The following is a 17,726-nucleotide window of genomic DNA, read 5'->3' as shown; positions in this document are numbered from 1 at the left end:
GTGGGGCGCGCAAGAGTCGTACAAGAATCCCGCCGCCGTCACTCGTCCGGGAGCTCCAGCCGGTCGCGGCGGCGGCGGACGTTGCGCATGCGGAACGCCGCCGCCAGGACGATCAGACCGACGCCCGCCGCGACCACGACGATCGCACCGGTCGACACGGACGTGACGTCGACGTCGAACGTGATCGGGTCGCCCCACGGCCTGCCGTCGCTGATCGAGTACAGCTGGGCCGTCAGTTCCGCCTTGCCGTTGGCCTTCGCCGTGACGCCGATCTGGTTGGTGTGCGTCGCCGAGCCCGCCGCCTCCACCGGCACCTTCGAGTCGTTGACCTTCAGACGCTCCGAGTCGCCCGAGGTGACCCGCAGTTCGAGTCCGGCGACCGGCTGCTGCAGGCCGTTGTCGACGGTGACCGGGACCTTCGCGTCGCCCGACGTGAGGGTGACCGTCGTCTTCGGCACCAGGCGCAGCGACTCGACCGACGTCGACAGGAAGTCCGAGGTGCGCTGCTGGAACGTGTCGTGCGCGCTGTCGTCCTGCGCCCGCCACGCCGTCGACAGGGCGCGGGCCATCGCCGCGTGCACGGACGACGCGGTCGCGTCCGGGTAGGCGAGCACCTTCGTGAGGGTGGCCAGCCGGTCGAGGGTGCCCGCCACGTCCGTGAGCTGGGCGGAGGTGAGCTCGCCCGACCGGAGCCCGGCGGGGTACGCCCAACTCGCCCGAGCCTTCCCGTCCACCGGGTCCCGGCCCGCGTCCGAGAGCCCTTCCAGCTCGAACTTGCCGTCGTCCGTGCCGGAGTCGATCGCCGCGGCGAGTGCCTGCGCCGCGGCGCCGGACAGGGCGCGCGGCGGGACGACGACGGGGCGGGCGCTGGTGCCGAGCAGGTCGGCGAGGTGGTCGACGGTGTCGGAGTCGGGAGTGCGGGCCGATCCCGACGTGTCCGAGGCCGAGGCCGAGGCCGAGGGGGAGGGGGACGGCGGGTCGGAGGAGGCGGGCGGGTCGGAGGGGGGTGGTGTGGACGGAGACGGTGACGTGGACGACTGGCCGTCCTGCGCCCCGCCGCCCTCGTCCCTGATGCGGGCCAGCGCCGCCGTCAGCCGGTCGTCGTACGGCAGTGCCGTCAGCTCGTCGTCGCCGCTGCGCAGGCGCACCGGGTCGGCGCCGTCGGGGGACAGGCCCTGACCGGAGGTGAGGAGCCGGGTCACGCCGAGCCGCGCGGCGGTGGCGGTGATCGTGGAGTCGAGGGCGCCGTCCGCCGGCCAGCCGAGACCCGCGTGGGTGCCGGTACCGAGGATCTTGTCGACCTGCTTCCTCGCGTCGTCGGCCAGCCCCGAGACGACGTCCGTCAGATCGTCGGTGTCGGTGCCCGGATGGTGGGCGAGCGAGGCGAGGTCAGGGTCCGCGAACGGCAGCAGCCACACGTCGTGCCCGTCGACCGCGTCCTTCAGGTCGGCCAGCCAGGACTTCGCCGCGCTCTGCCCCGTGCCCTGCGAACTGTCCTGCGGATTGCTGGAGTCGGCGCTGTCGGCGACCCGGTAACCGTCCGCCATCGCCTGCGCCGCGATCACCAGGTCCGGATCGACGGCCCAGGCCACGTCGTGGCCCTTGCCCGCGTCGACGACCTCGCGCAGCCGCCCGCCGTCCGCGAACTGGTCGGCGAGCGCGTCGTCGTCGAAGACCGGCTGCGCGCGCGAGCCCGAGCCGAGCGCCGCGGCCGTCATGTGCGGGGTCGCGGTGACCGGCCACACGACGGCGGCCTTGACCGGGTCGTCGTCGGCCGCGTGGGCCCGCCCGGCCGCACCCGGCAGCGCGGACGCCCCGAGCACCATCGCGGACACGATCCAGGCCCGCGCCGCCGCCCCGTTCCTCGCCATGCCGCTCCGCTCCTCCCGATACGGTCCCCCGCCCCTGAGGTAACACCGTGCGGACGGCCGGTGCGCGGACCGCGAGGCCCGGCGGCGCGTCGGCCCCGGGCCCGTCGACCGCCCCCGCGGGGGCGCCCGGCGGGCGGGTCGATGTCGCCCGATAGAGTGCGGCCTCCGGCGTCGGGCGCTTGACGGCCGGGCCCCGGACTACGTACGAGGTATCAGGCAGTGAATCCCGCGACAGCCACGACGACCGTCGTGGGCATCGGCGCCGACGGCTGGCCCGGTCTGCCCGAGGCGTCCCGCGAGGCGCTGCGCGCGGCCGACGTCGTCATCGGCGGGCCCCGCCAGCTCGCGCTGCTGCCCGACGGCACGTGCCCGGGCGAACGGGTCCCGTGGCCGTCCCCGTTGCGCCCCGCCGTGCCCGGCCTGCTGGCCCGCCACGAGGGGCGCGCCGTCGCCGTGCTGGCCAGCGGCGACCCGATGTTCTACGGGATCGGGCGCACGCTCGCCGAGACGGTGGGCACCGGCGCCCGCGCCTTGCGCGTCCTGCCGCACCCCTCCTCCGTCTCGTACGCGTGCGCGCGCCTCGGCTGGCCGGTGGAGGAGACGGAGGTCGTCACGGTCGTCGGCCGCCCGGTGGACCGGCTCGCCGCCGCGCTGCACGACGGCCGCCGGGTGCTGGTGCTCTCGGCGGGCTCCGGCACCCCGGCCGAGGTGGCGGCGCTGCTCACGGACCGCGGGTTCGGGCCCAGCCGGATGACCGTGCTCGAACAGCTCGGCTCGGAGGACGAGGCGGCGTACGCGGGCGTGGCGCGGGAGTGGCAGAAGGAGCCGGGCGACGCGTTGAACGTCGTCGCGGTCGACTGCCGTCGCGCCCCGGACGCGCTGCGGATCGGCGCGGTGCCCGGCCTGCCCGACGCCGCGTACGAGAACGACGGCCAGCTCACCAAGCGCCACGTGCGTGCCGCGACGCTCGCCGCGCTCGCGCCCGCGCCCGGTGAGGTGTTGTGGGACGTGGGCGGCGGATCGGGTTCGATCGGCGTGGAGTGGATGCGTACGCACGTCTCGTGCCGCGCCTACGCCGTCGAGCGGTCGCCCGAGCGCGCGGCACGCATCGGCCGGAACGCGGCGCGGCTCGGGGTGCCGGGCCTGCGGGTGATCACCGGTGCGGCGCCGGACGCCCTGGCCGAACTCCCGCCCCCGGACGCGGTGTTCATCGGCGGCGGGCTCACGGCGCCCGGCCTGCTCGACGCGTGCTGGGCGGCACTGCGCGCGGGGGGCCGGCTCGTCGCCAACACCGTCACGCTGGAGTCCGAGGCGCTGCTCACCGACCGGTACCGGCGCCACGGCGGCGAGCTGACCAGACTGTCGGTCGCGCACGCCGTGCCGGTGGGCGGGTTCACCGGCTGGCGCCAGGCCATGCCGGTCACCCAGTGGTCCGTGACGAAGTCCGAGGTGGATTTCAGGTGGATTCCGTGACGACGTTCCGAGGCGCGTTCCCGGGCGAGGGTTCCCAGACGCATTCCGAGGCGAGAGCAGGGGTTGAACAGCCATGACCGTGTACTTCATCGGGGCGGGGCCCGGCGCCGCGGACCTGATCACGCTGCGCGGCGCGCGCACGCTCGCCGCCTGCCAGGTGTGCCTGTACGCGGGGTCCCTGGTCCCGCGCGAGATGCTCGCCGAGTGCCCGCCGGACGCGCGGCTCGTGGACACCGCCGACCTCGATCTGGACGCCATCGAGCGGGAGTTCGTGGCGGCTCACGAGGCCGGGCTCGACGTGGCCCGCCTGCACTCCGGCGACCCGTCCGTCTTCAGCGCGGTGGCCGAGCAGATGCGGCGCCTCGACGCGCACGGCATCCCGTACGAGGTGGTGCCGGGCGTTCCGGCGTTCGCGGCGGCGGCAGCGGCGCTGAAGCGGGAGCTGACCGTGCCGACGGTCGGCCAGACGGTGATCCTCACCCGTGTCGCGCAGCAGGCCACGCCGATGCCCGCCGGTGAGGACCTGGCGACGCTGGGCGCGAGCGGGGCGCTGCTCGTGCTGCACCTGGGGGCGCGGTACGTCGACCGGATCGTCGACGAACTGCTGCCGCACTACGGGGCCGAGTGCCCGGCCGCGGTCGTCGCCTACGCGAGCCGTGCGGACGAGCTGGTGCTGCGGGGGACGCTGGGGGACATCGCGGACCAGGTGAAGGCGGCGGGTGTGCTGCGCACGGCCGTGATCCTGGTGGGCCGTACGTTGGGCTCCGCCCAGTTCCGGGACAGCCACCTCTATTCCGTGGACCGGTGCCGGTCCTAGGCCGCGGGGCTCTGCCCCGGACCCCGCTCCTCAAGCGCCGGAGGGGCTTGGTTCGGCGCCGGAGGGGCTTGCTTCGGCTGATCTGCCCACTACGTTTCCCGACCGGTCGATGCAGATCACGTCGACCGTGACCGGCGCCCCGCGCAACACGTGGAGCGCCTGGTCGCGGGCCTTCGTCGCTACCAGGTCGCCCAGCGGAACCCCCGCCGCCGCGCACAGCTGAAGCGCGGCCAGGCCCGTGTTGGCTTCGGCCACCCGGGCCGCCAGGTCGTCCGAGGCCCCGCCGCGCCGTGCCAGCTCGGCCAGGAATCCCTTGTCGACCTGGGAGCGCGCGGAGTGCAGATCGAGGTGGCCCGCCGCTAGCTTGGACAGCTTGGCGAAGCCGCCGCAGACGGTGAGCCGGTCGACCGGGTGGCGGCGCACGTACTTCAGTACGGCCCCCGCGAAGTCGCCCATGTCGAGCAGCGCGTCCTCCGCAAGCCCGTACTCCCGCACGACCGTCTTCTCCGACGTCGACCCCGTGCACCCGGCGACATGCGTACGCCCCGCCGCCCGCGCCACGTCCACGCCCCGCCGGATGGAGTCGATCCACGCCGAGCACGAGTAGGGCACGACGACGCCCGTCGTGCCGAGGACGGAGAGGCCGCCGAGGATGCCGAGCCGCGGGTTCCACGTCGAGCGGGCGATCTCCTCGCCGTGGTCGATGGAGACCGTGATCTCGACGTCGCCCGTGCCGCCGTGCGCCGCGGCCACCCGCGCCACGTGCTCGCGCATCAGCTGCCGCGGCACCGGGTTGATCGCCGGTTCCCCGACCTCCAGCGGCAGGCCGGGACGGGTGACCGTGCCCACGCCGGGCCCGGCGCGGAACACGACGCCGGAGCCCGGCGGGAGGGCGCGCACGGTGGCCCGTACGAGAGCCCCGTGCGTGACGTCGGGGTCGTCGCCCGCGTCCTTGACGATGCCGGCCATGGCGTCCCGCCCGGCACGCAGTTCCTCCGCGGCGAGCGCGAAGGACGGCGTCTGCCCCTTGGGCAGCGTGATGGCGACCGGGTCGGGAAACTCGCCGGTCAGCAGCGCGGTGTACGCGGCCGTGGTCGCGGCCGTCGCGCACGCCCCGGTCGTCCAGCCGGGCCGGAGCCCCGTGTGCTTGAGTTGAGCCGCGCGCCCGCCCTCGGCGCCACCGTTCGTGTCGACATTCGCGCCGCTACTCATGGAGCTCCCCGATGCACGTGCTGATCCTCGGCGGTACCACCGAGGGCCGCCGCCTGGCCGAACTGCTGCACGCGCGCGGTGTGCGGGTGACCAGCTCGCTCGCCGGGCGGGTGGCGGCACCCCGGCTGCCCGCGGGCGAGGTCCGCGTGGGCGGCTTCGGCGGCCCGGAGGGCATGGCGGCGTGGCTGCGCGAGCACGCCGTGGACACGGTCATCGACGCCACGCATCCCTTCGCCGAGCGGATCAGTTTCAACGCGGCGCGGGCGGCCGCCGCAGACCATGTTCCCCTGCTGGCGCTGCGCCGTGCCGGCTGGGTCCCCGTAGCGGGCGACGACTGGCGGGAGGCGGCGTCGCTCGAGCAGGCGGCGCGGTTGCTGCGGGACGGCGGTCCGGGCCGGTGGGAACGGGTCTTCCTGACCACCGGCCGGATGGGACTCGCCGCTTTCGCGGACGTCTTCGCGGACAGGGCGGCCCCCTGGTTCCTGGTCCGCTCGGTCGACCCGCCCGAGCCCCCGTACCCGCCCCGCATGGAGGTCCTCCTGGACCGGGGCCCCTTCACCCTCGACGGCGAGCGCGCGCTCCTGTCCCGCCACCGCATCGACGTCCTGGTGACGAAGGACAGCGGTGGCACGGCCACATCCCCGAAACTGACGGCCGCCCGCGAGGCGGGCATCCCCGTGGTGGTCGTCCGCCGCCCGCCCGTCCCGCAGGGCGTACCCGTCGTGGTCACGCCGGAGGAGGCGGTGGAGTGGGTGCGCCGTGGGGCCGGGCAGGCGTAGGCAGGCGTAGGCAGGGGCGGCCGGCGGCGGTATTTCGGGAACGCGTTCCGTGGTCTGCGTCGGTTGCCGCCCCGGCCTCAGCCGTCCGCGCGATCCGGATACCGACGCGGCGTCCACGCCACCGTGCGACCGTCACCCCGCGTGACCGCCTGCGTCTGCGACGAGCCGACGATCAGCAGCGTACGCATGTCGACGACCGCCGGGTCCAGGTCGGCGAGCCGGACGACGCGGATGCTCTCCTCCGGGCCGCCGACGTCGCGGGCGAGGACGACCGGGGTGTCGGGGAGCCGCAGTTCGAGGAGCAGCTCGCGGGCCTTGCCCACCTGCCAAGTGCGGCTGCGCGAGCCGGGGTTGTACAGGGCCAGGACCAGGTCCGCCGCGGCGGCGGCCCGCAGGCGTTCCGCGATGACCTCCCACGGCTTGAGGCGGTCCGACAGCGACAGCGTCGCGTAGTCGTGGCCCAGCGGGGCGCCCGCCTTCGCCGCCGCGGCGTTCGCGGCCGTCACGCCCGGCAGGACGCGTACGGGGATGTCCGCGTAACGGTCCTCCGACGCCACCTCCAACACCGCCGTCGCCATCGCGAAGACGCCGGGATCGCCGCCCGAGACCACCGCGACCCGGTGGCCGCGCCGCGCCAGGTCGAGCGCGAACTCGGCGCGCTCCGACTCGACCTTGTTGTCCGAGCCGTGGCGGCGCTGCCAGGGGCGGACGGGGACCCGGTCGAGGTACGTCGTGTAGCCGACCAGGTCGTCCGCCGAGGCCAGCGCGCCGCGCGACTGCGGCGTCAGCCACGGGGCGCCCGCCGGGCCGGTGCCGACCACGACCACCTCGCCGTGGGCGGGCTCGGCGGCCGGGACCGCGTCCACGCGCGACGGCAGCACCGCCACCGAGAAGTACGGGACCGACTCCGGGTCGATGTCCGCGACGCGGCCCGTGCGTTCACCGTCCATGAAGGCGCGCTCCACGTAACGGGCGTCGTCGAGCCGACCCGAACTCTCCAGCGCCGTACGGACCTTGGTGAACGTACGGCCCAGCTTCATCACCACCGCCGAGTCCGCCGCCGCGATCCGCGCCGCCAGCTCGTCCTCGTCGAGCGTGCCGGGGATGACGGTGAGCGTCTCCTTGTCCTCGCACAGCGGCTCGCCGAGCCGCGCCGCCGCCGCGCTGATCGACGTGACGCCGGGGATGACCGTCGCGTCGTAGCGGTCGGCGAGACGCTTGTGCATGTGCTGGTACGAGCCGTAGAAGAGCGGGTCGCCCTCCGCGAGAACGGCGACCGTGCGGCCCGCGTCCAGGTGGGCGGCGAGCAGCTCGGCCGCCTGCGCGTAGAAGTCGTCGAGCGCGCCCCGGTAGCCGCCGGGGTGGTCCGTGGTCTCCACCGTGAGCGGGTACATCAGCCGCTCCTCGATGTGGTCCTCGCGGATGTGCTCCGCCGCGATCGAGCGTGCGATGGAACGGCCGTGGCGCGCGCAGTGGTACGCGATCACGTCGGCCTCGGCGATGGCCTTCACCGCGGCGACGGTCATCAGGTTCGGGTCGCCGGGGCCGAGCCCGACCCCGTACAGCTTGCCCTTGGTGCCCTTGGTGCCCTTGGCGTCCTTGGTGCCGTTGGTGCTCATGCGCGGGTCTCCATGATCTCTGCTTCCGTCGCGATGGCGTTCAGGGCGGCCGCCGTGATGGCGCTGCCGCCGCGCCGCCCCCGTACGACCAGGTACTCCAGGCCGAGTTCGGCGGCGTCCGCGGCGAGCGCGTCCTTCGACTCGGCCGCGCCCACGAACCCGACGGGGATGCCGAGGACCGCCGCGGGGCGCGGGGCGCCCTCGCGGATCATCTCCAGGAGGTGGAAGAGGGCGGTGGGGGCGTTGCCGATGGCGACGACCGCGCCGTCGAGCCGGTCGCGCCACAGCTCAAGCGCGGCGGCGCTACGGGTCGTGCCCAACTCGGCTGCCAGAAAGGGAACTTCGGGGGCGGAGAGCATGCAGAGCACGTCGTTGTCGGCGGGCAGGCGCTTGCGCGTGACCCCGCTCGCCACCATCTTCGCGTCGCAGAGGATGGGCGCGCCCGCGCGCAGCGCGGCGCGGGCGTCGGCCACGACCCGGGGCGAGTAGCCGATGTCCGGCACGAGGTCCACCTGGCCGCAGGCGTGGATCATGCGGACCGCGACCTGCGCGACGTCGGCGGGCAGGCCGGCGAGGTCGTCCGCGGCCTCGGCGCGGATCGTGGCGAAGGACTCGCGGTAGATGGCCCCGCCGTCCCTCTCGTACTCGTACGCATGCTTGTGCACTGGTTCGGCTCTTTCGGCGGGTCGTCGGGGCGTCGGGGCGTCGGGGGTCTTGGGGGAGCGTCGGGGGCGGGAACGGGGATGCTCAGGCGGTGGTCGGTGCCGTGAGGTGGTACGTGCCGTCGGCGCGCGCCACCACGTCCGTGTGCGGGCCCGTGGGGCGGCCGCACCGCCGCTCGCACCCCGACCAGTGCCACGGCGGGCCGTCGTGCGGCACCTCGCCGGAGCGTACGGCCGCGGTGGCGTGGGCCCGTACGTCGGCCAGGGACTTGGCGCAGCCGGGCCGGCCGACACAGGCGCTCACCTTGGCCCACGGCGAGGCCGGGTCGGTGACCAGGCCCGCGCGTTCCAGCGGTTCACGGTCCGCGCCGGGCACGACGACGCCGCGCCACGGGGTGAGCCGTACCTCGCCATCGGCCGCCGCCACGAGCGCGGTCCACGCGTCGGCCGACACCGCGCCGAAGGGGGCCAGGACCGACCAGGCGCGTACGGTACCGGTGGCGTCGGTGACCGGGCCAGGGGGCGGAGGCTCCGGGGGCGCGGTCGCCGAGGGGGCCGCATCCTTCGCGGGCACCGGCTCGACGCCGAGGCGGCACGCGACCCGCCTCGTCAACTCGCCCGTGCCGAGATCGAGTTCACCGACCCGCCAGGCCCTCCCCGGGTCGGCGTCGGCGGCCGCGAGGAACTCCTCCGTCGCGGCGACGGCGGCCCGCGGCCCGTCCCCGTACGCGACGGGCAGCTCGTACGGTTCCGCGCCGAGGCGCAGCACCGCGTGGTCGTGGCCGAGGGCCCGCAGGAGCACGTCGGGGCCGAGCGCGGCGATGTCGCCACGGCCGTCGTCGAGGCCGAAGAGGTACTTGGCGCTCAGGGCCGGGGCGTCCGGATGGGCGAGGAGCAGCCGGTCGAGCTCGCGCAGCCATTCCCGTACGTCGGCCGACCCGGCCCCGTCGAGACCGGCCAGCGGCGACGCGAGGATGTTGCGGACCCGCTCGTGGGTCGGCGACGGCAGCAGCCCGGCCGCCGTGAGCGCGTTCCCGAACGCGGCGCCGCCGGTGAGGTCGAGCCCGCGCACCTCCACGTTGCCGCGCGAGGTGATGCGCACCACCCCGTCGCCGTGGCGCACGGCGGCATCGCCCAACGCCCGTGCCTGCGGCACCGTCAGAACCCCGCCCGGCACCCGGATCCGCGCGAGCCCGCCGTCGTCCGCCGCGTGCAGCCGCAGGGCGCCCGGACAGGCGTCACCGCTGGACGAACCGGATGAACCGGGGCCAGAAGGGGCGGACGGTATGGGGGCGTCGGGCATGGCCGGAGCATACCCACCGGCCCACGAGGGCCATCCGGCCCGTACGATGCTGCTGAACACGACGCCAGCGACGGCGCCAGGGGAGGAAGCCGGTGTGAGCCCGGCGCGGTCCCGCCACTGTGAGCCCTCTCATACCGAGTCTCATCCGAGTCTCGCACCGAGCCGTACCGAGGGTGAGCCAGGAACTCCTGCCGTCCAACGACCACCCGGGGCGCGGACACCCCGAGGAAGGCCAGACGACGCATGCCTCAGCAGTTCCTGCTCCTGTCGACCTCCGACACCGATCTGCTCAGCGCGCGGGCGGCGAACGCCGGTGGCGCGCCGGTCGAGTACCGGTTCGCCAACCCGTCCCGCATCGACGTCGAGCACGACCTGCCCGCCCTGCTCGACGGTGTCGACCTGGTCGTGGTCCGGCTGCTCGGCGGCGTACGCGCCTGGCAGGACGGCATCGACCGGCTGACCGCCGCCGGGGTGCCGCTGGTCGTCCTGACCGGTGAGCAGGCCCCCGACGCCCAGCTGATGGCGGCCTCCACCGTGCCGGTCGGCATCGCGGCCGAGGCGCACAAGTACCTGGCGCACGGCGGCCCGGCCAACCTGGACCAGCTGGCCCGTTTCCTCTCCGACACCGTGCTGCTCACGGGCCACGGCTTCGAGCCGCCCGCTCCCGCGCCGACGTGGGGCCGCCTCGAGCACCCGCCCCTGCCCGGCACGCGGCCGGACACCCCGCTGGTCGCGGTGCTCTACTACCGCGCCCACCACATGAGCGGCAACACCGCCTTCGTACGGGCCCTGTGCGACGAGGTCAACCGCGCCGGAGCCCGCTGCCTGCCGCTGTACGTCGCCTCCCTGCGTGCCCCCGAGCCCGAGCTGATCGAGGCGCTGCGCGGAGCCGACGCGATCGTGACGACGGTGCTGGCGGCCGGCGGCACCAAGCCCGCCGAGGCGAGCGCCGGCGGGGACGACGAGGCGTGGGACGCGGGCGCGCTCACCGGCCTCGACGTTCCTGTCCTCCAGGCGCTGTGCCTGACGTCGTCGCGCGCGGACTGGGAGCAGAACGACGAAGGGGTCTCACCCCTGGACGCGGCGAGCCAGATCGCGGTGCCGGAGTTCGACGGCCGCCTGATCACCGTCCCGTTCTCCTTCAAGGAGATCGACGAGGACGGCCTTCCGTCGTACGTCCCCGACACCGAGCGTGCCGCGCGGGTGGCCGGGATCGCGGTGCGGCACGCGCGCCTGAGGCACATCCCGGCGGCGGAGAAGCGGCTCGCGCTGGTCCTGTCCGCGTACCCGACGAAGCACTCCCGCATCGGCAACGCGGTGGGCCTGGACACGCCCGCCTCGGCGGTGGCGCTGCTGCGCCGCCTGCTCGACGAGGGCTACGACTTCGGCGACCCGGCCGACATCCCGGGCCTGACGACGGGCGACGGCGACGAGCTGATCCGCGCGCTCATCGAGGCGGGCGGCCACGACCAGGAGTGGCTGACCGAGGAGCAGCTGGCGAAGAACCCGGTGCGCATCCCGGCCGCCGACTACCGCCGCTGGTACGCGACGCTGCCGCGCGAGCTGCGGGACGCGGTCGAGCGGCACTGGGGCCCGCCGCCGGGCGAGATGTTCGTGGACCGCAGCCGCAACCCCGAGGGCGACATCGTGCTCGCGGCCCTGCGCCGCGGCAACCTGCTCATCCTCATCCAGCCGCCGCGCGGCTTCGGCGAGAACCCGATCGCGATCTACCACGACCCGGACCTGCCGCCGTCCCACCACTACTTGGCGGCCTACCGCTGGATCGCGGCATCGGCGTCCGACGGCGGGTTCGGCGCGGACGCGATGATCCACCTCGGCAAGCACGGCAACCTGGAGTGGCTGCCCGGCAAGAACGCGGGCCTGTCGGCGGCGTGCGCCCCCGACGCGGCCCTCGGCGACCTGCCCCTGATCTACCCCTTCCTGGTCAACGACCCGGGCGAGGGCACACAGGCCAAGCGCCGCGTGCACGCCACGCTCGTCGACCACCTGGTCCCGCCGATGGCACGCGCGGATTCGTACGGCGACATCGCCCGCCTGGAACAACTCCTGGACGAGTACGCCCAGATCGCGTCGATGGACCCGGCGAAACTCCCCGCCATCCGCGCGCAGATCTGGACGCTGATCCAGGCGGCGAAGCTCGACCACGACCTCGGCCTGGAGGACCGCCCGGACGACGACGGCTTCGACGACTTCCTCCTCCACGTCGACGGCTGGCTGTGCGAGGTGAAGGACGCGCAGATCCGCGACGGCCTCCACGTCCTCGGCACGGCGCCGGGGGGCGCGGCCCGCGTCAACCTGGTCCTGGCGATCCTCCGCGCCCGCCAGATCTGGGGCGGCACGCAGGCCCTGCCGGGGCTGCGGGAGGCGCTGGGCCTGGACGAGTCGGCGGCGACGCGGGTGTCGGCCGACGAGGCGGAGGCGACGGCGCGCGAGCTGGTCGAGGCGATGGAGGCGGCGGACTGGGACCCGACGGCCGTGGACGGCGCTCTGCCCGAGGCGGTCGCGGACATCCTCCGCTTCGCCGCGACGGAGGTCGTGCCGCGCCTGGACGCCACCACGGACGAGCTGACGAACGCGGTGAAGGCGCTGAACGGCCGCTTCGTCCCGGCAGGGCCCAGCGGCTCCCCGCTCCGCGGCCTGGTCAACGTCCTCCCCACGGGCCGCAACTTCTACTCGGTCGACCCGAAGGCGGTCCCGTCCCGCCTGGCGTGGGAGACGGGCCAGGCCCTGGCGGACTCGCTGCTCACCCGCTACCAGCAGGACAACGACGGCGCCTACCCCACCTCCGTGGGCCTGTCCCTCTGGGGCACGAGCGCGATGCGCACGGCGGGCGACGACGTGGCGGAAGCGTTGGCCCTGATGGGCATCCGCCCGGTCTGGGACGAGGCGTCGCGCCGCGTGACGGGCCTGGAACCGGTCCCGTACGAGGAACTGAACCGCCCCCGCATCGACGTGACGCTCCGCATCTCGGGCTTCTTCCGGGACGCGTTCCCGCACGTGGTGGGCTTGCTGGACGACGCGGTGAGGCTGGCCGCGTCGCTGGAGGAGCCCTCTGACCGAAACCACGTACGCGCCCACGTCCAGGCCGACCTGGCGGCCCACGGCGACGAACGCCGCGCCACGACCCGCATCTTCGGCTCGCGCCCGGGAACGTACGGCGCCGGTCTGCTCCAGCTGATCGACTCCAAGGACTGGCGCACGGACGCGGACCTCGCCGAGGTCTACACGGTCTGGGGCGGCTACGCGTACGGCCGCGGCCTCGACGGCCGCCAGGCCCGTACGGAGATGGAGACGGCCTACAAGCGGATCGCGGTGGCGGCGAAGAACACGGACACCCGCGAGCACGACATCGCCGACTCGGACGACTACTTCCAGTACCACGGCGGCATGGTCGCCACGGTGCGCGCCCTGCGCGGCACGGCCCCCGAGGCGTACATCGGCGACTCGACCCGCCCGGAGACCGTCCGCACCCGCACCCTGGTGGAGGAGACGTCCCGCGTCTTCCGCGCCCGGGTCGTCAACCCCAAGTGGATCGAGGCGATGCGCCGCCACGGCTACAAGGGCGCGTTCGAGCTGGCCGCGACGGTGGACTACCTCTTCGGCTACGACGCCACGACGGGCGTGGTCGCCGACTGGATGTACGACAAGCTGACGGAGACGTACGTCCTGGACGAGACCAACCGCCAGTTCCTGAGCGAGGCCAACCCGTGGGCGCTGCACGGCATCGCGGAGCGCCTGCTGGAGGCGGAGTCCCGCGGCATGTGGGAGAAGCCGGACCCGTCCGTCCTTGAGGCTCTGCGCCAGGTGTACCTGGAGACGGAGGGGGAGCTGGAGGCGGACGAGTAGGACAGGCGCGTCCTGCACTCCGCCCATGATCTGTCGCCCGTGGCGTGGCTGGACGCAACATCGGGGCACGCGGAGGAAGGGCCGTATACGTGATTCTGCCGAAGGTCCGGGACCCGCGTCTCGTGACGATCCGCCGGGGCGGAACGCTCACCGACGAGCACCACCGTCTGCTCGCGCTCTGGGCCGCCTCGTGCGCGGAGCACGTCCTCGGCCTCTTCGAGTCGGCCAGGCCCGAGGACCCGCGACCACGCCAGGCGATCGAGCACGCACGGGCGTGGACACGAGGTGAGGTCAGGATGATGGAGGCCCGCGCGGCGGGTGGCCACGCGATGGGCGCGGCCAGGGATCTGCGCGGGGCCGCGCGGCACGCCGCGTACGCCGCGGGCCAGGCGGGGTGCGTCGCGCACGTCGCCGCACACGAACTCGGCGCGGCCGCCTACGCGATCAAGGCCGTGCGTGCGGCGGCGCCGGAGGGCGAGGGCGAGGCCGCGGGGAGGCTGGAGTGCCAGTGGCAGCGCGATCAGCTCCCGGCGGCCGTCCGTGACCTCGTGATCGACGACCAGCGGCTGCGCAACGACATCTGCTGGTCGGTCTTCGACTACTGAGAACCGAACCGCTCAGCGGGCGGGGTGTCAGCGGGCGGGGCGAACGGGTCGAGCGGGTGAACCGGTAGGCGGGGGCTTTGGCCGCCCAGGTGTCCCAGGGTCCGGCGGGGTCGAGCGACGCAGTGGCGACCGGTGGGGCCGTTGGTGACGACGTCCGCGGGGCGGGTGGTGGTGGTTTCGTTGGCGAAGCGGACACTCGGCGTGGCCGTGAAAGCCGGTCGTGGGCCAAAGGCGGAGAGAGACTTGAGCGCCTTATCGGGATTACCAGGATTTTCCTTGTCCCATGTGCGTAGCACATGCCTATGGTGAGCGCCGCGCCCAGCGGGCCTGACCAGTTCGCTACCGGGCGCAGTTCAACTGGCGTGTCCGGGGGAAGCGCCACGCACACAGAATTCCGTGACCGGGAATCGTCTGTTCTCTCCCGGCGCGCCTTCACTCGCCTTGTGAAGGGACACAGGTGTGCGTTCCGCAAGACCGAAATCGATGACCAGGGGACGAAGACGCCAGGGGCCCGCTGCCCGGCGGTGGCGGCGTCTGGCCGCTCTGACCTCATGGGCCGCCGTCGCCGGCCTGACCTTCTCGCTCGTCCCGGCCTCCGCCGCGACGGCCGACTCCCTTCCCGTCACCTCCAGCGCGACCTCCACCAAGACCGCGGCCGAGCAACTCCGCGCGGACCAGTGCCGCATGGGAATCGCGCTGCGCATCGGTGGCCCGGAGGAGAAGAGGGTGGCCGCCCAGGCGCTGGACGGTACTCCGGCTCAACTGCGTGCCGTGGCCAAGCTCGGCTCCGGCAGCGACGCCACGTCGCCGCTGGACAAGGCGTGGGACGCCGACTTCAAGGCCGGGTTCAACGCCGGGATGTCGGACAAGCTGTCGGGCCGCAGGCAGGTGTGGCAGCAGTACGTGCCGTCCGCCACCGTGCCGCCCGGCTACACCGACGCGAAGTGGGAGGAGGCACCGGACTTCTTCCAGACGGTCGGCCTGGCCGACTGGGTGTACAACTCCTATGCCCAGGACGCCACCGACCTGTACGGGCCGACGATCCGCCCGGCGTCGAAGCAGGACCAGGACGCCGCACTCGCGCTCGGCGCCAAGCTCTACACCGGCGGGCACGGTGACACGGCGGAGCAGAACGCCTGGGGCAGCTGGTCGTTCGCGCCGACGGACTATCCGCTGGCCGCGGACGACGTACGCCTCTTCCTCCAGGACGGCGGCTTCGCCCGCTCCGCGCCCAAGCCGGACACGCTGGAGTTCCGGCTCGCCGTGGAGGCGCTCAAGGCCCGGTTCGCCTCCTGCGACTGGCGCGACCCGCTCGACCCCGACGGCGTGCTGGGACAGGAGACGTCCACGGCGGCCGCCGAGTGGCAGCACGAGATCTCCTCGCAGCAGCCCCAGCGCGACACCATTCTTGCCGCCAACCGCGACGCCACCCAGGTGCTGGCCAAGGCCGCCGACGACCTCGGTGAACTCCTCGGCCGCTCCTGGCAGGCCGGGCGTCTGACGTCCTGGCTGCACTACTGGCAGGGGCCGGGAATGCTCGGCACCGCCCCCATCGTCTTCCACCTCTCCGAGTCGCACGGCATGTGCCTGGACGACCCGGGCGGCAGCACGAAGCGGGGCACCCGCGCCTGGCTGTACACCTGCAACAAGGGCGCCGCCCAGCAGTGGACGTACAACCAGGCCACCGGCGCGCTGAAGAACAAGGCGGGCAAGCTGTGCCTGGACGTCGACGGCACCCGCGGCACGCCCAAGCGGGGCACCAGGGCGCAGTTGTGGAGCTGCAACGGCAGTGGCAACCAGCGCTGGTACCTGGCCAAGGGCGGCACCGTGCTGCACAACGTCGGCACCGGCCTGTGCCTGGACATGCACACCGCGAACAAGCGGCAGTACGCGCAGATGTGGGACTGCAACGGCACGAAGGCGCAGGGCTGGGACGCCGCCGAGGACAACGCGAGCACCGGGGCGGGCACCGACTCGCTGTCGTACCCGAACAAGACGGCCAGGGACGCCGCAGCCGCGCACCTGACCACCGTGCGCAAGGCCGCCAAGGGCCGCCTCGACGACCTCGCCACGCAGCTCACGGCCGTCCAGGCCGACGCCGCCAAGGTCAAGGACGCCGAACAGGCCGCGTACAAGACGGCCGACGCCGAGGGCGCGCCCCGGGGCCGGGGTCTGCTGGCTGCCCAGCAGTCGGCGCAGGTGGCGTTGGCCACCTCCGCCGCGGTGCAGGCCGTGGACAAGGCGGGCACCACCGCCTACCACGCCGTGACCGCCGCCGCCGACCAGGGCAAGACCCTGCGGGACGAGGCCGTCGCCCAGGCCCACCAGACGAAGGCCGAGTTCCGCGCCGCCGCCGCCAAGGAGGCCGACGCCCAGGCCAAGGCCGCAGCCGTCGGGGCCGCCGCTCAGGCGAAGACCGCCGCCTCGAAGGAGGCCGACGCCAAGAAGCAGCTCGGCATCGCCCAGGCCGGTGAGAAGACGGCCGAGAAGGCCGCAGCGAAGGCCGCCGCGGACCTGAAGACCGCGCAGGCCGACCAGTCCAAGGCCGCCGCCGACCGCAAGGAGGCGACCGCCGACCAGGCCGCCGCCGCTCGCGACGCCAAGACCGCCGCGGCGGACGCGACCACCGCCACCGCCAAGGAGCAGGCGGCCAAGAAGGCGGAGGCCCTCGCCGCCTCGAAGAAGACGGCCGCCCAGGAGGCCGACGCCACGGCCGCCACCGACCGGCAGCAGGCGTGGTCGGCTGAGCAGCACGCCCAGGTCGCCAGAGCCAAGGCCAAGGCCGCCGACGCGTGGGCCGCGTCCCACACCTCCGGCAGCGCCGCGGCCGACGCCCAGGCCGCCGCGAAGGCCGCCGACGCCGACGCGCAGCAGGCCACGGCGGCTGCCGGTGACGCCCGCTCGGCGGCCGACGACGCGACCGCCAAGGCCGCCGACGCCGACGCCGCGGCCACCCGCGCCCAGGCCGCCGCCGACCAGGCGGACGCCGCGGCGAAGGACGCCGCCGCCCAGCACGCCGTCGCCGAACAGGCCGTGGCCAAGGACGACGCGGCGGCCGCCAAGGCCATCCAGGACGCGGGCGACGCGTCCACCGCCGCCGCTGCCGCGCGCAAGGACGCGGGCGACGCGCACTCCGACGCCGTCTCCGCGCACAAGGACGCCACCGCGGCCAAGTCCGAGGCGGCGAAGGCCAAGGCCGCCGCGGCCACCGCGGCCGGTCACGCCTGGGAGACGGCACAGGCGGCGCACGCCGCCTCGACGGCCGCCACCCAGGTCGCCAAGCCCGCCAACGACGCGATCCAGCTCGGCGCCCCCTACCAGGACACCGACCCGGCCGCGGGATTCGCGGTGCTGTCCGCGCAGGCGTCGAAGACCGTGGCGGCGCAGCAGGCCGCGGCGGCCGACGCACGGGCGGCAGCGGCGAAGACCGCCGCCCAGCAGGCCAAGGCGGACGGCAAGTGCGCCGTCGACTACGGCTTCCACATGATCGTCTCCGACGTGAACGAGGACACCCTCAA

11 protein-coding genes and 1 riboswitch are annotated in these 17,726 nt (G+C 74.3%); of the genes, 6 read left to right on the top strand and 5 right to left on the bottom strand.

The genetic code is table 11. From position 1 onward, the window contains the following. Positions 1–38: 38 nt before the first annotated feature. A complete protein-coding gene (locus OFY01_RS21605) occupies positions 39–1,871 on the bottom strand; it encodes a DUF6049 family protein (RefSeq protein ID WP_266602436.1) in 1,833 nt (610 codons plus the stop codon). 219 nt (positions 1,872–2,090) lie between these two features. Here OFY01_RS21605 and cbiE point away from each other — a divergent pair, with 219 nt between their 5' ends. After that, entirely contained in the window at positions 2,091–3,344 is a 1,254-nt protein-coding gene (gene cbiE / locus OFY01_RS21600) for a precorrin-6y C5,15-methyltransferase (decarboxylating) subunit CbiE (RefSeq protein WP_266602434.1), read from the top strand. Positions 3,345–3,417: 73 nt separating this feature from the next. Continuing rightward, the gene (gene cobM / locus OFY01_RS21595; RefSeq protein ID WP_266602432.1) at positions 3,418–4,161 is read left to right on the top strand and encodes a precorrin-4 C(11)-methyltransferase; all 744 of its coding nucleotides are present in this window, start codon (positions 3,418–3,420) and stop codon (positions 4,159–4,161) included. Between the two features lie 30 nt (positions 4,162–4,191). Here the strand turns inward: cobM and OFY01_RS21590 are convergent, their stop codons facing one another. Beyond that, complete coding sequence (locus OFY01_RS21590; protein WP_266602430.1) at positions 4,192–5,373, bottom strand: cobalt-precorrin-5B (C(1))-methyltransferase; 1,182 nt, start codon at positions 5,371–5,373, stop codon at positions 4,192–4,194. Between the two features lie 11 nt (positions 5,374–5,384). On the opposite strand from OFY01_RS21590, the gene OFY01_RS21585 reads away from it, so the two are divergent. Beyond that, positions 5,385–6,152: a cobalt-precorrin-6A reductase gene (locus OFY01_RS21585; protein WP_266602428.1), complete on the top strand. Its 768-nt coding sequence runs from the start codon at positions 5,385–5,387 to the stop codon at positions 6,150–6,152. A gap of 77 nt (positions 6,153–6,229) precedes the next feature. Here the strand turns inward: OFY01_RS21585 and OFY01_RS21580 are convergent, their stop codons facing one another. From OFY01_RS21580 to OFY01_RS21570, 3 genes are all read right to left on the bottom strand, one after another. Beyond that, the gene (locus OFY01_RS21580) at positions 6,230–7,771 is read right to left on the bottom strand and encodes a precorrin-2 C(20)-methyltransferase (RefSeq protein WP_266602426.1); all 1,542 of its coding nucleotides are present in this window, start codon (positions 7,769–7,771) and stop codon (positions 6,230–6,232) included. Further along, entirely contained in the window at positions 7,768–8,436 is a 669-nt protein-coding gene (locus tag OFY01_RS21575) for a precorrin-8X methylmutase (protein ID WP_266602424.1), read from the bottom strand. The genes OFY01_RS21580 and OFY01_RS21575 overlap by 4 nt, the downstream gene beginning before the upstream one ends. Before the next feature lie 82 nt (positions 8,437–8,518). Continuing rightward, on the bottom strand, positions 8,519–9,736 hold the full coding sequence (locus OFY01_RS21570) for a cobalamin biosynthesis protein CobG (RefSeq protein WP_266602423.1): 1,218 nt from the start codon (positions 9,734–9,736) through the stop codon (positions 8,519–8,521). 82 nt (positions 9,737–9,818) lie between these two features. Then, a riboswitch (cobalamin riboswitch) is annotated at positions 9,819–9,924 on the top strand. Positions 9,925–9,979: 55 nt separating this feature from the next. Here OFY01_RS21570 and cobN point away from each other — a divergent pair. The 3 genes from cobN to OFY01_RS21555 all read left to right on the top strand — a co-directional run. Continuing rightward, positions 9,980–13,603, top strand: a complete 3,624-nt coding sequence (gene cobN, locus OFY01_RS21565; RefSeq protein ID WP_266602422.1) for a cobaltochelatase subunit CobN — start codon at positions 9,980–9,982, stop codon at positions 13,601–13,603. Between the two features lie 89 nt (positions 13,604–13,692). Further along, entirely contained in the window at positions 13,693–14,208 is a 516-nt protein-coding gene (locus OFY01_RS21560) for a putative immunity protein (RefSeq protein WP_266602420.1), read from the top strand. A 483-nt stretch (positions 14,209–14,691) separates the two neighbouring features. Further along, on the top strand, positions 14,692–17,726 hold a 3,035-nt coding region (locus OFY01_RS21555; protein WP_266602418.1), incomplete at its 3' end, for a ricin-type beta-trefoil lectin domain protein.

This window comes from Streptomyces beihaiensis (assembly GCF_026274175.1).
GTDB classification, from domain to species: Bacteria; Actinomycetota; Actinomycetes; order Streptomycetales; family Streptomycetaceae; genus Streptomyces; species Streptomyces beihaiensis.
The sequence above is the reverse complement of the archived record's forward strand: the minus strand, read 5'-3'. Positions and strand labels throughout refer to the sequence as shown.

Bases quoted from the DNA above. Each gene is read 5' to 3' on its own strand.
- OFY01_RS21590 (WP_266602430.1), bottom strand. From the start codon at position 5,373: ATGAGTAGCGGCGCGAATGTCGACACGAACGGTGGCGCCGAGGGCGGG.
- OFY01_RS21570 (WP_266602423.1), bottom strand. From the start codon at position 9,736: ATGCCCGACGCCCCCATACCGTCCGCCCCTTCTGGCCCCGGTTCATCC.
- cobN (WP_266602422.1), top strand. From the start codon at position 9,980: ATGCCTCAGCAGTTCCTGCTCCTGTCGACCTCCGACACCGATCTGCTC.
- OFY01_RS21580 (WP_266602426.1), bottom strand. From the start codon at position 7,771: ATGAGCACCAACGGCACCAAGGACGCCAAGGGCACCAAGGGCACCAAG.
- OFY01_RS21605 (WP_266602436.1), bottom strand. From the start codon at position 1,871: ATGGCGAGGAACGGGGCGGCGGCGCGGGCCTGGATCGTGTCCGCGATG.
- cobM (WP_266602432.1), top strand. From the start codon at position 3,418: ATGACCGTGTACTTCATCGGGGCGGGGCCCGGCGCCGCGGACCTGATC.
- OFY01_RS21585 (WP_266602428.1), top strand. From the start codon at position 5,385: ATGCACGTGCTGATCCTCGGCGGTACCACCGAGGGCCGCCGCCTGGCC.